16 protein-coding genes and 1 pseudogene are annotated in these 14349 nt (G+C 71.6%); 2 read left to right on the plus strand and 15 right to left on the minus strand.

The annotated features are described in order from the left end of the window. Window positions 1–371 precede the first annotated feature (371 nt). From KME75_RS33510 to KME75_RS33575, 14 genes are all read right to left on the minus strand, one after another. Window positions 372–1136: a ribonucleotide-diphosphate reductase subunit beta gene (locus KME75_RS33510; protein ID WP_219418958.1), complete on the minus strand. Its 765-nt coding sequence runs from the start codon at window positions 1134–1136 to the stop codon at window positions 372–374. Window positions 1137–1139: 3 nt separating this feature from the next. After that, on the minus strand, window positions 1140–1367 hold the full coding sequence (gene rd, locus KME75_RS33515) for a rubredoxin (RefSeq protein ID WP_219418959.1): 228 nt from the start codon (window positions 1365–1367) through the stop codon (window positions 1140–1142). A gap of 325 nt (window positions 1368–1692) precedes the next feature. Further along, window positions 1693–2124 carry a YkvA family protein gene (locus KME75_RS33520; protein ID WP_308283316.1) on the minus strand — a complete coding sequence of 144 codons (432 nt, stop codon included), beginning with the start codon at window positions 2122–2124 and terminating at the stop codon, window positions 1693–1695. Window positions 2125–3226: 1102 nt separating this feature from the next. Next, window positions 3227–3580 (minus strand): hypothetical protein, encoded by a 354-nt coding sequence (locus KME75_RS33525; protein WP_219418960.1) that lies wholly within the window; start codon window positions 3578–3580, stop codon window positions 3227–3229. Window positions 3581–3698: 118 nt separating this feature from the next. After that, window positions 3699–3848 (minus strand): hypothetical protein, encoded by a 150-nt coding sequence (locus KME75_RS33530; protein WP_219418961.1) that lies wholly within the window; start codon window positions 3846–3848, stop codon window positions 3699–3701. Window positions 3849–3990: 142 nt separating this feature from the next. Next, window positions 3991–4977: an aldo/keto reductase gene (locus KME75_RS33535; protein ID WP_219418962.1), complete on the minus strand. Its 987-nt coding sequence runs from the start codon at window positions 4975–4977 to the stop codon at window positions 3991–3993. Window positions 4978–5007: 30 nt separating this feature from the next. Next, window positions 5008–6030 (minus strand): zinc-dependent alcohol dehydrogenase family protein, encoded by a 1023-nt coding sequence (locus tag KME75_RS33540; RefSeq protein WP_219418963.1) that lies wholly within the window; start codon window positions 6028–6030, stop codon window positions 5008–5010. 24 nt (window positions 6031–6054) lie between these two features. Further along, complete coding sequence (locus tag KME75_RS33545; RefSeq protein WP_246633346.1) at window positions 6055–6384, minus strand: carboxymuconolactone decarboxylase family protein; 330 nt, start codon at window positions 6382–6384, stop codon at window positions 6055–6057. 28 nt (window positions 6385–6412) lie between these two features. Further along, window positions 6413–6787, minus strand: a complete 375-nt coding sequence (locus KME75_RS33550) for a DUF2255 family protein (protein ID WP_219418964.1) — start codon at window positions 6785–6787, stop codon at window positions 6413–6415. Window positions 6788–6968: 181 nt separating this feature from the next. Beyond that, window positions 6969–7835: an aldo/keto reductase gene (locus tag KME75_RS33555; RefSeq protein ID WP_219418965.1), complete on the minus strand. Its 867-nt coding sequence runs from the start codon at window positions 7833–7835 to the stop codon at window positions 6969–6971. Window positions 7836–7888: 53 nt separating this feature from the next. Continuing rightward, window positions 7889–8068 (minus strand): hypothetical protein, encoded by a 180-nt coding sequence (locus KME75_RS33560; protein WP_219418973.1) that lies wholly within the window; start codon window positions 8066–8068, stop codon window positions 7889–7891. Window positions 8069–8247: 179 nt separating this feature from the next. Beyond that, window positions 8248–9150 carry an aldo/keto reductase gene (locus KME75_RS33565; RefSeq protein WP_219418966.1) on the minus strand — a complete coding sequence of 301 codons (903 nt, stop codon included), beginning with the start codon at window positions 9148–9150 and terminating at the stop codon, window positions 8248–8250. Window positions 9151–9171: 21 nt separating this feature from the next. Next, window positions 9172–9828 (minus strand): SDR family oxidoreductase, encoded by a 657-nt coding sequence (locus tag KME75_RS33570; RefSeq protein WP_219418967.1) that lies wholly within the window; start codon window positions 9826–9828, stop codon window positions 9172–9174. Beyond that, window positions 9825–11054 carry an MFS transporter gene (locus tag KME75_RS33575; protein ID WP_219418968.1) on the minus strand — a complete coding sequence of 410 codons (1230 nt, stop codon included), beginning with the start codon at window positions 11052–11054 and terminating at the stop codon, window positions 9825–9827. The genes KME75_RS33570 and KME75_RS33575 overlap by 4 nt, the downstream gene beginning before the upstream one ends. A 249-nt stretch (window positions 11055–11303) precedes the next feature. Here KME75_RS33575 and KME75_RS33580 point away from each other — a divergent pair. Together KME75_RS33580 and KME75_RS33585 are read left to right on the plus strand one after the other, a co-directional pair. Continuing rightward, window positions 11304–12193: pseudogene (locus tag KME75_RS33580) on the plus strand (helix-turn-helix transcriptional regulator). A 693-nt stretch (window positions 12194–12886) separates the two neighbouring features. Continuing rightward, window positions 12887–13438 carry a hypothetical protein gene (locus KME75_RS33585; protein ID WP_219418969.1) on the plus strand — a complete coding sequence of 184 codons (552 nt, stop codon included), beginning with the start codon at window positions 12887–12889 and terminating at the stop codon, window positions 13436–13438. A gap of 102 nt (window positions 13439–13540) precedes the next feature. Here KME75_RS33585 and KME75_RS33590 read toward each other — a convergent pair whose 3' ends face one another. Then, window positions 13541–14215, minus strand: coding sequence for an MBL fold metallo-hydrolase (locus tag KME75_RS33590; protein WP_219418970.1), 675 nt, complete (start codon window positions 14213–14215; stop codon window positions 13541–13543). Between the last annotated feature and the right edge of the window lie 134 nt (window positions 14216–14349).

Consider the following 14349-nt stretch of genomic DNA (forward strand, 5'->3'; position numbering starts at 1 on the left):
GGCCACCGCGCGGTCGCCACCCGCTACGACAAGCGCGACTACATGTTCCGCGGAACCATCGACGTCGCCTCGATCAGGATCTGGCTCCGCGACCCCGTCCCATGATCCAAGGGACACGCTCTAGGCCCACCCGGCACCGAGGCGTCGCGCAGGAATCGACCTGCGGACCGCGGCGTGGAACAGGTCCGGGCGTCGCGCACGGCCAGGTACCCGCCGAACGACCAGCCCCGGATTCCCACCCGAGCGGCATCTCGGACACGCCGGTATCGCCTCCGACGACGCGGGGCTTGGCGCCGACCATCCTCCGCTTCCAGGGGCAGCCCAGGCGATGCCTGTAGCCGGATGGTGACGCAGAACGCGATCTTCATGGGTCACCAGAACTTGATGCCGGTGGCCTTGAGCCGGCGCCGGTGCTGCCGCACTGCGGTCTCGATCGCATCGGTTGTGATGAGGTCCCCCCAGACCTTGGCGGCCGTCTCCCCTTGTTCGAGCAGCGCGTGCGCCTCGTCCCGGCCGATCGCGGCGCTCTGAACGATGCGCGATCCGAACCCGATATGCCAGCGCTCGTCACGGAGGACCAGCTCCATCCCCTTGCGAACACCCGGCAGCCCGACGGACAGGCCCTCGAGCGCGTCGAGCATCGCATTCTGTCCCGCCAGGAGGACCACGCCCTCGATCACCATGTGGTAGAGCCCGACCGCGGCGGTCAGGCCCTCGTGGTCCTCGGCGAGCCGCTGGGCGGTGGCCGGCAGGCGCTCCTCGAACAGGTCGACGAGCTCGGTACTGACGTGGGCGCGCAGGGCGTCCCGCCGTGCCGCGGGGTTGGCCCCCGGGACGCCGGCGACCTCGGCGGAGACGAGGTCGAAGAAGCGGGCGTGGCGCGCCTCGTCCCGGGCCTGGGCGACGAAGGTTGCCTGCATCGCGTCGTCACGCGACGCGGCCGCCTGGTAGGCACCGAGCTGCCCGGACACCGACGTCTCGGCGATGACGAAGCCTGCGATCAGTCCGAGGACCTTGCCGTTCTCGGCGTCCGTGAGCTGCGGCCAGGCCTCGCGGTCGGCCGAGTAGTCGATGTCCGTCTCGTCCCACTGCAGCGTCTCGGCGAGTTGCACGAAATGGCCGTATCCGGTGATCATGACTCAGTGTCCTCGGTCCTCCGGGAACTCTCCCGGCTCCAGCTCGCGGAAGTCCGCCTTGGTGGCACCACAGATGGGGCACATCCAGTCGTCAGGGATGTCCTCGAAGGGCGTCCCCGGGTCGATGCCGCTGTCCGGGTCACCTTCCTCGGGATCGTAGATGAATCCGCACGGCACGCAGATCCACCGCGTGGTCTCCGGCTTGGCCTGTGTCTGTCCGCTGACGCTCATCTCCTGGCCAGTGCTCCCGGGAGGGGCACCGAGATCGCCTCGGGCCACGGGTAAGGCACGAGAAAGCCCTCCCGCCCGTTGTCGTGGGCCATGACGAGCCCGAGCTCTGGGTGGTCATGCGCTCATACCGATGAAGAACACGACAGTCGCCACAAAGCGGGTCGCGCTGCTCATCGGGACGGCGGCCCGGTGCTTGTCCTTCGAGAAGTCACTGTGTTGCGCGCCGACGCTACCGGCGTCACGCGTGAGATGGAACCAGGGACGGCCGAGCCGGCCACGATCCCGATGGCGGGTCCACGCCCACGGACCCGGCGGGACGAGCGGGCTACTGCGACTTCGGCTCCCGGTCGGTCCGGCGTCGGCCGTCCAGTAGCAGGTCGAGCAGGCGAAGTTCGGCGGGCCACGCCGCGACAAGCTGGTCACGAGGAATCGACCGCGCGGCGTAGCGCAGCAGCAGCACCACGGCAACGACGTCGTCGAGCGGCCCGATCACCGGCAGGAACTCCGGCAGCAGGTCGATCGGGGAGACCACCCAGATGACCGCCAGCAACAGCGCGACCTTCGCCCGCCGCGGTACCGCGGGTGAGCGGCGCAGCCGCCGGGCGGTGGTGACACAGGCCGGCAGGAACTCCGCGATGTCGCGAAGCAGGCCCGGCGGCAACCTGCGGGCCAGCAGCACCATGACGACGCACAGCACGAGCCAGACTGCGGCGACGGCCGCCAACCCGATCAGCCAAGCGGCCCAGTCGACGTCCACGGCGCCATGGTGCGCCAGAGCTGGGGCACTCGACAACCAGGGGCTTGGAGGCAATGGAGGGCCGCGACCGCGAGCGCAGAACCCGTGACGTGTTCATGGACTGATCTCCGATTGCGATCGCAGGAAGCTTTTGCCTGGTGAGAGGTCCTCCGACTGGATTCGAACCAGTAGCCCGCCCGATTGATCCGCATGACCTGCGGAGCCACGCCGTCGGTGTCCGTGCGACGGATCGAGCGCGGCGTCGCTCAGCGAGGGGACGGTCAAGAGCCGTCAAGTCGTCGATGCCGCGCCCGCGTTGACAGCATCGCAACGAGCTCGCCTCGCCGCCCTGCTCCGTGTCACGGCGGGCAGAGCAGACCCCCGGCGCTCGACGGCGCGGGCGAGCTCCCCGGCAGGGGCACCGTCCTGAGCCGATGTCCGCCGCGGCGAGCGGCCCGGTCGGCGGTGGGGTTCAACCCGTCGCTGCCGGTGGTGAACAGCAGGGCCCCGCGGCCGGCGGCCCGCATTCCGGGCAGAACCGCGTCGACCGGCCGCGGCGCCGACCACCTTGAGCGCCAGCGAGTTCCGCAGGTCGGCCGGCGCGGTGTCCAGGACCGGCTTGATGAGATCGGGGTGTGGGCTGAACAGCACCACCTCCGGGACGCCCACCTCGACCAGGGCGCTGTCGCCGTCCGCGCCGAGGCCTCGGCGCGCTCGTGGCGGTCAGTGAGCAGACCAGCAGATCCGGTGACAGCAGCGCGTCCACTGTGGACAGAGAAGAGCCTTCGCATCCGGTGATCGCCGCGCCGCCCTGGTCAGGCGTAGCGCCGCGTTTCGGACGCGGGCCCGCCTATCCCGCCCTGCGCGCCGACTTCGAGATCATCTCGTGCAGCCGCTTCGCGCCAGCGGCCGAACGCCCCTTGCCGATCACGTAGCCGGCCACGTAATCGGCGGATAGGGCGTGTAGGTCCGAGAGGATTCGGGCGGCGTCCCGCTTGCCGCGCGGACCAGCCCATCCGTTGTTGCCGACGAACACAAGGTGCTTGAGACGCTCGGCAAGCTCTTCGGCGGGCGGTGCTGCGACCTCGCCGGTGTCCAGGTTCAGCGCACCCGTGGCGGCAGCCTAGCCGTCGAGCCGGAAGAAGCTCGACTCGATGGCGCATAGCGCGTAGTCCCGCGCGTAGCCGGCGGCCTGCTCGAGCATCTCCGCGTCCGGCACGTACACGAGCGTTGGGCGCTTACCGGGATGCGGGCGCCGGTTGCGCGACTTCGGCGTCGTGTGGTGACCATGCCTAGCGACGAACGTCTCGAGGCTCGGCGTGTAGCCGGCACCGGGCACGGTCGCGGTGACCAGAAGGCCGGCCGTGCCCGTCTCGGCACACTCGCGCTCAATGTGGGCGACGCCGATCGCCGCGGCCTCCTCCCAGTCGCGGTACTCCTGTTCGGGCATCCATGCGGCCCGGTAGTCGACGCTCATCGGCGCCTCCGTTCGTTTGAACGGGTAAAGCGTGGCAGAGGCCACGACACATCGGTGACGCGCAGTCACGACCAATCACCCGGACGCGACGAGCGGCCTGCTTCCGACAGTTGAACGGTTACTCCATATCTGCATCGAGCCGCCGCTCGATCCGCAGCGCGAGGGCGCGGTCAGCGGCGGCGAGTGCTCCGGGCGGTGCCACCAGGCCCGCCACGACATGGAAGCGGTGCAGGGCCGTGATGAGTGGGACCAACTCGGTCCGCGTCACTTCCCGTGGAGAGTGACGCACTGACCCAGGTTCGACGGCGACAGCTGGGAGCAGCGCTGGCTCGCCAGCGGCGCCGACGCCGCCCCGCGAGTCCTTCGAGGGCTGGACCAAGACCTTCACCATCCAGGCGTGGCCTGGGTGTTCAGCGGCCGACGAGGGACAGGTGGTGCTCGTTGTACCGGTCGCCCTGCACGCCGACTCGTGCCGCGAGGTCGTCGAGGTCGGCCAGTTCGTCCGCCGACAGCGGTACCCGGGTGGCGGCGGCGTTCTCCTCGACGCGCTCGCGCCGGCGGGTGCCGGGGATGGGCACGATCCACGGGTGCTGGGCGAGTAGCCAGGCGAGGGCGATTTGCCCGGGGGTGGCGTCCTTCGCCTGGGCCAGGCGGGTGACGTGCTCGACCAGGGCCTGGTTGGCGGTGCGGTTCTCGGCGCTGAAGCGGGGGATGCTCGCGCGGATGTCGCCGGCGCTGAGCTCGGTGGCGGAGGTGACGGTGCCGGTGAGGAAGCCCTTGCCGAGCGGGCTGAACGGCACGAAGCCGATACCGAGCTGGGCGCAGGTGGGCAGCACCTCGGGCTCCGGGTCACGCGTCCACAGCGAGTACTCGCTCTGCACCGCGGTCACGGGATGCACGGCATGCGCGCGGCGGATCGTGGCCGCCGCGGCCTCCGAGAGCCCGAAGTGGCGCACCTTGCCGGCCTGGACGAGTTCGGCGACGGCGCCGGCCACGTCCTCGATCGGGACGTGCGGGTCGACGCGGTGCTGGTAGAACAGGTCGATCGTGTCGACCCGCAGCCGGCGCAGCGACGCGTCGGCGACCCGCTTGACCTGCTCGGGGCGGCTGTCGAGCCCGACCGACCGGCCGTCCTGGATGCGCCACCCGAACTTCGTGGCGATCACCACCTGGTCGCGCAGCGGGGCGAGGGCGTCCCCGACGAGCTCCTCGTTGATGTAGGGGCCGTAGACCTCGGCGGTGTCGAAGAACGCGACCCCCCGCTCGACCGCGCCGCGCAACACCCCGATCATGGCGTCGCGGGCGCCGGGATTGGGCCCGTAGCTCTGGGACATGCCCATGGCGCCCAGTCCGATGGCCGAGACCTGCAGGCCCTGGCCGAGGGTCCGGGTGTGCATTCCTGCTCCTGTCCTGTCGTTCGCCTGTGCTCAGGGCCGCAGCAGCGTCTTGATCGCGCGGCGCTCGTCCATCGCCCGGTAGCCCTCGGCCGCCTGGTCGAGCGGCAGCTCGAGGTCGAACACCTTGCCGGGGTCGATCGTGCGGTTGCAGATCAGCTCGATCAGCTCGGGCAGGAACCGTCGCACCGGGGCGGGGCCGCCGTGCAGGTGCACGCCGGAGAAGAACAGCTCCTCGCCGGGCAGCTGCACGTCGTGGGCGACGCCGACGTAGCCGACGTGCCCACCGGGTCGGGCGGAGCGGATGGCCTGCATCATCGATTCCTGGGTGCCGACGGCCTCGATCACCGAGTGCGCGCCGAGCCCGTCGGTGAGCTGCTTGATCCGGGCCACGCCGTCGTCACCGCGTTCGGTGACGATGTCGGTGGCGCCGAAGTCCAGCGCGAGCTTCTGGCGGGACTCGTGCCGGCTCATCGCGATGATCCGCTCGGCGCCGAGCTGCGTCGCGGCGAGCACGCCGAGCAGGCCGACCGCCCCGTCGCCGACCACCGCGACGGTCTTGCCCGGGCCGACCTCGGCGGCCACGGCGCCGAACCAGCCGGTGCCCAGTACGTCGGAGGCGGCGAGCAGGCTGGGGACCAGATCGTCGGACGGGACCTCGGGGGTGGCGACGAGGGTCCCGTCGGCCAGCGGGATGCGCGCGTACTCGGCCTGGGTGCCGATCGCACCCATGAGCTCCGCGTGCACGCACCGGCTCTGGTAGCCGGCCTTGCAGATCTCGCAGGTGTTGTCGGAGGCGAAGAACGAGCCGACGACGAACTGGCCCGGCTGCACGGTGCGGACGTCCCGGCCGACTTCTTCGACGATGCCGACGTACTCGTGGCCCATCGGGGCCGGGCCCTCGACGGACTCGATGCCGCGGTAGGGCCACAGGTCCGACCCGCACACACAGGTTGCGGCGAGGCGGATGACGGCGTCGGTGGACTGGATGATCTTCGGGTCGTCGCGGTCTTCGACGCGGACGTCGCCGGGGGCGTGGAGGACGGCTCCTCGCATGGTGGGTTCTCCTGCTCTGGGGGGTTACTGGTGGTTCTGGAAGACCTGCTTGGCCACGGCCATCGCCGACATGGCCTTGGGCCAGCCGGCGTAGAAGGCCAGGTGGGTGATCGCCTCGATCAGCTCGGTCTCGGTGGCGCCGTTGTCGCGAGCCAGCCCGAGGTGGAACACGAGCTGCTCGGTGCTGCCGTTGGTGAGCAGGCTGCGTTCCTTGGGGGTGAGCTCGGTGCGTTCCCAGACCTGCCCGAACAGCACGTCGTCGGTCAAGCGGACCAGCTCCGGGGCGAAGTCGCCGAACGCCTTCTGCGCTCCGGAGGGTTCAGGTGCGTCGGTGTCGGTCAGCCGGTCGGGCATGGTGTGGTGGGTTCCTCTGTCGTCGGGTTCAGGCGCTGGGGACGAGCCGCAGGGTCGCCGCGGTCGCCCGGTCGGTGAGCATGGGTTCGAGGTAGCTGCCGGCGTAGCGGCCGTACTTGGCGCGGTAGGCCCGATCGACCTCGTCAGCCGGTACGGACGCGGGAGCGAAGCTGACGTGGCGATCCACTCCGCCGGCGCGGATGCGGCCGCGCGGGAGGCGGGTGGCGTGGCGGTACCAGGCGCCGTCGGCGCCGCGGTAGGAGCGGACGACCAGGTCGTCGCCCACCCGCACCACCCAGATCGGCACCCAGGACCGCAGGGACCCGTCCTCGCGTGCGGTGGTGATCTGCAGATCCTCTGCGCGCCCGACGCGGTCGAGCTCGTCGGCGGTCCATCCGGTCACGGCGACTCCTTCTCAGGTCGCGAGGTGGTTGCAGGCGCCGGGCCGCAGCCGGGCGTGGGCAGGGTTCGCAGCAGCGCCGTCCCCGCGGTGGGCAAGGCGCAAGGGGTGCTGAGCAGCACGCTGCGCGGACCGGTCGTGCCGGGCCTGGCGATGTCGCCGGTCGGTGCCTGCTCGCCGGGGGTCAGGGGATCCAGGCGAAGGTGTCGGGGTTGGGCCCGATGCGTCCGTCTGCGCCCTTGTCGAGGGCGTTGATAGCGGTCATCTCCTCGGCGGAGAGCTCGAAGTCGAACACGGAGATGTTCTCCTCCATGCGTTCCCGGCGGGTCGACTTCGGGATGACGATGTGGCCGTGCTGGATGTGCCAGCGGAGGACGACCTGGGCGGGTGTCTTCTGCCGCTCCGCGGCGATGCGGCCGACGACCGGGTCGTCGAGGACGGCGCCCTGGCCGAGCGGGCTCCATGCCTCCACCGCGATGCCGTGCGCGGCCGACGCCGCGCGGGCGGCGTCGTTGCGGAAGTAGGGGTGTACCTCGATCTGGTTGACCGCCGGGACGACGCCGGTCTCGCTGGTGATGCGATCGAGGTGGTCGGGCTGGAAGTTCGACACGCCCTGGGTGCGCAGCCGCCCGTCCTTGACCAGCTCGGTCATGGCGCGCCAGGTCGCCACGTAGTCGCCGTCGTAGAGGGTGGGCAGCGGCCAGTGGATGAGGAACAGGTCGAGCTCGGCGAGGCCGAGCTTGTCCAGTGTCTGGGCGAACGAGTGGCGCACGTCGTCAGGGCGGTGGTTGCCGTTGCCCAGCTTGCTGGTGACGTACAACTCGTCGCGCGGGATGCCGGAGGCGGCGACGGCGCGCCCGACGCCCGCCTCGTTGCCGTACATCTGCGCGGTGTCGATGTGGCAGTAGCCGCCGGCGAGGGCGAGACCGACGATCTCGGCGGTCGCGGCGGTGTTCTGCTCCGACGGGGCCCGTTCCGGCGGCACGTTGAGCGTGCCGAAGCCGAGTTGCGGAATCGTCGTGCCGTCGTTGAGGGGGATGTCCGGGACCACCGGTGCTTCCTCTCGTTGGTGTTCGAGTTGATCTTCACGGGGCGGTGGGGGCGTCAGCGGATGGTGTAGCCGCCGTCCACGGCCACGGCTTGGCGGAGGTGAAGGCGGCGCCGGGGCTGCACAGCCACAGCACGGCCGAGCTCGACGGCAGCGCAGACCGACGCCTCGTCGACGTCGGCGAGGGCGACCCCGGCGCCGGCTTCGGCGAAGGCCCAAGCCGTGGCCAGGCCGATGCCTGAGCCGCCGCCGGTGACAAGGGCGACCTGGTCCTGGAAGGAACACGTTCATGGTCGGATCTCTCCTTGCGCTGGGCCCCGGGCAGCCGTTCGCGGCGCGCGGGATGGTGACCGGGCCGGCACCGCCGTGTGCAGCCGGGTGCCGGGCCCCGGTCAGTGCGATCAGTCGACGCCGGTCAGTCGTTGTCGATGGTGACGCCGAACAGCTGCTGGTCGACGACCTCGGGGTCGGCGCCGGCGCGGACGCCGGTGGTCAGCGCGTCGATGGCTGCCATGTCGGCGACGGTGAGCTCGAAGTCGAAGACGTCAATGTTTTCGGTGATCCGCTCCGGGCGCACCGACTTGGGGATAACCGACAGCCCGTGCTGCAGGTGCCAGCGGATGACCACCTGGGCCGGGGTCTTGCCGTAGGCCTGGGCGAGGCCGGTGATGGTCGGGTGCTCCAGCGGGCTGTGCGGGGCGTCGGGGGTGCCGGCGTTGTAGACCCGCCCGCCGCCGATCGGCGACCAGGACTGGGTGACCACACCCAGCTTGGCGTTGGCGGCGCGCACCCGGGGCTGGTTGAAGAACGGGTGCAGCTCAACCTGGTTGACCGCGGGCACGACATCGGTGGCCCTGACGAGGTCCTCCAGGTGGTGCGGGTGGTGATTGCACACGCCGATGGCGCGCACCCGGCCGTCGGCGAGCAGCTTCTCCATCGCCCGCCAGGAGTCCAGGGTCCGCTCCCAGTCGGCGGGGACCGGCCAGTGGACGAGGTACAGGTCGAGGTAGTCCAACCCGAGCCGGCGCAGGCTGGCGTCGAAGGCGCGCAGCGTCGCGTCGTGTCCGTGGTCGCTCATCCACAGCTTGGTGGTGACGAACAGTTCGGCGCGGTCGATGCCGGAGCGGCGGATGCCCTCGCCGACCTGCGCCTCGTTGGCGTAGGCGGCGGCGGTGTCGATCAGCCGGTAGCCGGCGCCGATGGCGGTCTCGACGGCGCCGGCGGTCTGCTCGCGGGTGCTCTGGAAGACACCGAGGCCGAGGGCGGGCATCTGCACACCATTGTTGAGCGTCAGCAGCGGGCTCGTGGGGGTGGTCATACTCTCTCCTCCTGTGCGAGGTCAGTGGATTTCGGTGTAGGTGTCGCCGAGGCCGGCATACTGCTGCCACAGCCGCTCGGCGACCGCCGATGGCTCGTGCCGGCGGCCGGGGCCGACCGGGCCGACGATGACGAGGGGGTGCACCCGCACGCCGGCGGGCGCGAGTGCCTCGGCGAGCAGCCGGACGTAGACGGTCTCGGCGGTGGTGGTGATGCCGGACGCGGCCCGGTCGGCGGTGAGGTTCAGCCCGGCGCTGCCGGTGGTGAACAGCAGGGCCCCACGCCCGGCCCGCATGCCGGGCAGAACCGCGTCGACCACGGCCGCGGCGCCGGCCACGTTGAGTGCCAGGGAGTTCCGCAGGTCGGCGGGCGTGGTGTCCAGGACCGGCTTGATGAGATCGACGTCGGGGTGCGGGCTGAACAGCACCACCTCCGGGACGCCCAGGGAACTCATGAGCTGCCCGAGCGCTGCCTGTAGCGCGTCGACGTCGAGGATGTCGGCGGCGGCCCAGGCGGCTCGGATGCCGTCGGCGTCCAGCTCGCGCGCCTGGGCGCTGAGTCGGTCGCCGTCACGGGCGAGCAGGCCGACCGGGTTGCCCTCGCGGCCGAACCGGCGGGCGACGGCGTCACCGACGCCCGGACCGGCCCCCACGATCACGACGGGACCGGGTGCGGTCATCGGACGGCCTCCCGGCGCCGGGCGGTGGCGAGCAGGGCCAGCGGGGCGAGGGCCAGGACAGCGATGACGAGCCCGACCAGGGGCGGCCCCTGCGCGCCGAGGCTGGAGGACAGGGCGAGCCCGCCCAGCCAGGAGCCGCCGGCGATGCCGACGTTGAACGACGAGGTGCTCAGCGACATGGCCAGGGTGTTGACCGGGCCGGTGGCGCGAACGACCTGGGCGACCAAGATCGGGTTGGCGACCAGTCCGAAGGCGCCGAGTGCCACGATCAGCGCGGCGGCCAGGCCACCGTTGCTGCCCCACACTGTGAGCGCCGCGAGGGTCACCGCGATCAGCGTGGTGGCCGGGATGGCGGTGGCGAACGGGTGGGTGTCGCCGCGGCGTCCGCCGAAGGTGATGCCGGCCAGCGCGCCGGCGCCGTAGCCGAACATGGCCAGCGGCACGACGGCCTCCGGCAGCCCGGCCAGGTCGGTCAGCAGCGGCGACACGTAGCTGTAGGCGGCCACGAACGAGCCCTGGACCAGCGCGGTGGCCAGGTAGATCACCCACAGGCGGCCGCGGCGCAGCGAGGCGAGCTCGGCGGCGAGCGACGTCTGCGGGCGGGTCTCGGCGGCGGGCACCTGCCGGGCGATCACGACCGCGGCGATCAGGGCGAGCACGGCGAGCAACCAGAACGGGCCCTGCCAGCCCAGCAGCTGGCCTCCGGCGGTGCCCAGCGGCACGCCGAGCACGGTGGCCAGGGTGACGCCGCCGATCATCACGCCCATCGCCCGGGCGCTGGCCGCCTGCCCGGCGGCGCCCGCGGCGACCACCGCACCGACGGCCCAGAAGGTGCCGGTGGCGACGGCCGCGGCGAAGCGGGCGACGAGCACGATCACGAAGCTGCTGCTGGCCGCCGCGGCCACGTGGCCGGCGGCGAAGAGCAGCAGAGCGAGCACCAGGGTCGCGCGGGGTGGCAGGCGCAGTGTGGCCATCGCCATGACCGGAGCGCCGACCATCATCCCGACGGCGAACACCGTGATGAGCAGACCGGCCTGGGACAGGCTCACGTCCAGGCCAGCGGAGACCTGCGGCAGCAGCCCGGCCACGACGAGCTCGGTCGTGCCCATCAGGAACGCGACGGCGCCGAGCAGGTAAACGACCGGCGGCAGCTTGCCGGCGCGGGGCTGGCCCGCCCCGGCCGGGGCGGCCGTCGCGGACCGCGATGTGGCGGAGGTGGAGACCACCAGATTCCTTTCGAAGATCGTCAGTAGCGGTCCAGCCGGCCGGCTTGGAGCCGGCGGCCGGCGAGCCCGCGGTGAGCGGCCGGCAACGTCGACCGGACGGGTGCGGCGGAGGCCGGACGGTCCGAGCCAGAAGCTGAGGGCGGCCGCCCACCGGGCGTCGCCATCGAGGACGCCGTCCGCGCGGGCGTGACAGGCCCGGTCGTGACGGGTCACAACGTGACCCCCCTCCACCCGGCGGTCTCACCTACCGTGGAGGACGTGGACAACCGGGCGGAGGTACGCGACTTCCTGGTGACGCGCCGGGCCAAGATCACCCCCGAGCGGGCCGGGGTGCCCGTCTACGGCCGACGCCGCGTGCCCGGCCTGCGACGCGATGAGGTGGCGCGTCTGGCGGGGGTGTCGCCGGACTACTACACCCGGCTGGAGAAGGGGAACCTCAGCACCGCCTCCGACAGCGTCCTCGACGCCATCGCGACCGCGCTGCAGCTCGACGACGCCGAGCGGGCCCACCTGCTCGACCTCGCCCGCGCCGCCCGCGGTGGTGCCCGGAAACCGCGACGCCGCACCCAGCCGCAACAGGTGCGGCCCAGCGTGGCGCACCTGCTCGAGTCGATGACCGGCTCCGCGGCGTTCGTCCGCAACGGCCGCATGGACATCCTCGCCATCAACGCCCTGGGACGCGCCCTGTGGGCACCAGTGTTCGACACCCCACCCGGCAGGCGAATCTCGCCCGATTCGCCTTCCTCGACCCGCGAGGCGCCGACTTCTACACGGACTGGCCCGACGCCGCGAAAGGCGCCGTCGCCCTGCTACGCACCGAAGCCGGCCGCGCCCCACACGACGAGGCACTCACCGCGCTCGTCGGGGAGCTCGCCACCCGCAGCGACGAGTTCCGCACCTGGTGGGCCACCCACGACGTCCGACTGCACTGCACCGGGGTCAAGCGGCTGCGCCACCCCGAAGTCGGCGAGCTCACCCTCACCTTCAACGCACTCGACCTCCCCGCCGACCCCGGCCTGACCCTCACCGCCTACACCGCCGAACCCAACTCCCCGTCCGAGGAACGGCTACGGCTACTCGCCAGCTGGTCGACACCGTTCACACAGAACCCGTCCTCGTCCGCGCCCGAGCGAACCTGACCCCCCCGGCCACCCCCGGCGGTAACGACCGCTCGCGTCCTGGGACGAGCCTGCCGGTGACGCGGGTGCCCTCGAGCACGGACGAGGCGCCAAGGCTCCCCCTCTCGGGTCTAGGTGTCCCCACCGGAGGCCTTCCCGCCTCCCGTGGCCAACGCCATCGCGCCCGTCGCACCATGCCTGAGCTGCACCAACGGCCACGGCGCTAGTCCTCCAGCTGATGCGGTCAGGTCTCACCAAATTGATCATGCACCGCACAGCTGTGGTCGAAACTCACGAACATTGAGGTCCTGATCACTGGACGGCCGCTGGTTCGGTCGGGTCGACTTCTCCGACTGCGACTCGTACGGCGCCATCCAGCCGACGATCGGGGCGCCCTCAGCGGCCCGCTGCACCGCCTCGCAGCCCTTCAACGCCGGCAGCTGCCGCGCGGGACTGGAACGCGGCGCGACCGGGCGCTTCGGCACCGCGCGGCGTGCCGCTCGCTCGCTCGCGGCGCAGCCGGGTGCGACTGCGAGCCCGATCCGACTGAGGCGTGCGAGCACTGCGCCGCCGCTGGCCGACAGCCGGGCATCGAGGCGCCGGAGCAGCGGCGATCGAGGCACCCGATCAGCCGGCGGCCGAGAGGTAGGACGGCTCGGGCTGGATGGATGGGCTGGGTCACAGTTCCCAGCACGACGCTGGTTAGCTGGTGACGTGCCGATCGCTCTCCAGATCACCACCGCTGTGGTCGCTGGGCTGGCCCTGCTCGTCTCGGTGCTGGCGTTGGTGGTGGCGACCCGATCGATGCGGGCAGCGCGCCGTTCGGCCGCCGCTGCGGAGGCCAACGTCGCCATCGCGACCCGAAAGGAGCATCGCGAGGTCGAGGACCGCCACGACCAGGACGGCCCGACGTTCGCTGCGTCGGAGGTGGCGGTGGTGCACGACCGGAAGGCGCAGATCGTGGTGAGGATGGTCGGCGGGCCGGGGAAGGTCGTGATTGACGCCGAGCCGGACACACCATGGTGCGCGGGCATCTCGTCCGGCGAGGACGGCCAGCTGAGCTCCTCGATCAGGTTCGCGCCGATGGACGCTGGCGACGACATCAGGTTCACCGCCCACCTGACGGCGAACCCGTGGCAGGGGCACGATCAGATCATCCTCGCGCTGCGGTTCAGCGTGGAGTCGCGGGAGAGTCCACCGCGCACCTGGGAGCGACGGGTACGGGTCCCGCTCAAGCCGCCCCCGCCACGACCGGAGATCTACTGACCGCAGCGCCTCCGTGCAGGGCGTGCCCGTCGTGCTGCTCGTAACAGACGACGGGGCCGCCTACGTCATGTAGGCGGCCCCGGTCGGGCGCTGGTGCTCAGCTCACCAGCCGCGTGCCCTCCACTCGGGCAGCGACGGGCGCTCCGTGCCGAGGGTGGTGTCGTCCCCGTGGCCGGGGTAGACCCACGTCTCGTCAGGAAGCTGGTCGAACACCCGCTCCTCCAGGTCGCTCATGAGCGAGCCGAAGTCTTCCGGCGATGTTGTCCGGCCAGGACCGCCGGGGAACAGGGAGTCGCCGGTGAACAGGTGCTGCCGGTCGTCGCCGCGGTAGAGCAGCGCGATCGAGCCCGGAGTGTGGCCGCGCAGGTGCACGACCTCGAGCTCGATGTCGCCGAAGCGCACGGTGTCGCCGTGCTCCACCAGCTCGTCCATCGGGATCGGCAGCTCCGGGGCGTCCTGCGGGTGCGCGATCTGACGGGTCTGGAACATGCCGGCGACGGCGCCGAGCGCCTGCCAGTGGTCGGGGTGGCGGTGGGTGGTGACCAGGTGGCGCAGCTCCGGGCGGGAGTCGTCGGACCCGACGAGGTCGGCCAGCCGGTCCGGCTCGTTCGCCGCGTCGACCAGCAGCGCCTCGCCGGTGGCCCGGCACACCAGCAGATAGGCGTTGTTGTCCATCGGCCCGACGGACAGCTTCGTGATCGTCAGGGCGTCGAGGTCGCGGCGGATGGCGGGGCCGCCGGGGTCGGTGTGCCCGCTGTAGGCATCGAGGACGTCCACCTCGGCAGACTAGAGCGTGTCCCTTGGATCATGGGACGGGGTCGCGGAGCCAGATCCTGATCGAGGCGACGTCGATGGTTCCGCGGAACATGTAGTCGCGCTTGTCGTAGCGGGTGGCGACCGCGCGGTGGCCC

It is taken from the genome of Pseudonocardia nigra (genome assembly GCF_019396355.1).
GTDB classification, from domain to species: Bacteria; Actinomycetota; Actinomycetes; order Mycobacteriales; family Pseudonocardiaceae; genus Pseudonocardia; species Pseudonocardia nigra.

Excerpts from the sequence above, each read along its gene's own strand:
- KME75_RS33570 (WP_219418967.1), bottom strand. The coding sequence starts at position 9,828 with ATGACCGCACCCGGTCCCGTCGTGATCGTGGGGGCCGGTCCGGGCGTC.
- KME75_RS33525 (WP_219418960.1), bottom strand. The coding sequence starts at position 3,580 with ATGAGCGTCGACTACCGGGCCGCATGGATGCCCGAACAGGAGTACCGC.
- KME75_RS33510 (WP_219418958.1), bottom strand. The coding sequence starts at position 1,136 with ATGATCACCGGATACGGCCATTTCGTGCAACTCGCCGAGACGCTGCAG.
- KME75_RS33535 (WP_219418962.1), bottom strand. The coding sequence starts at position 4,977 with ATGCACACCCGGACCCTCGGCCAGGGCCTGCAGGTCTCGGCCATCGGA.
- KME75_RS33545 (WP_246633346.1), bottom strand. The coding sequence starts at position 6,384 with ATGCCCGACCGGCTGACCGACACCGACGCACCTGAACCCTCCGGAGCG.
- KME75_RS33540 (WP_219418963.1), bottom strand. The coding sequence starts at position 6,030 with ATGCGAGGAGCCGTCCTCCACGCCCCCGGCGACGTCCGCGTCGAAGAC.
- rd (WP_219418959.1), bottom strand. The coding sequence starts at position 1,367 with ATGAGCGTCAGCGGACAGACACAGGCCAAGCCGGAGACCACGCGGTGG.
- KME75_RS33565 (WP_219418966.1), bottom strand. The coding sequence starts at position 9,150 with ATGACCACCCCCACGAGCCCGCTGCTGACGCTCAACAATGGTGTGCAG.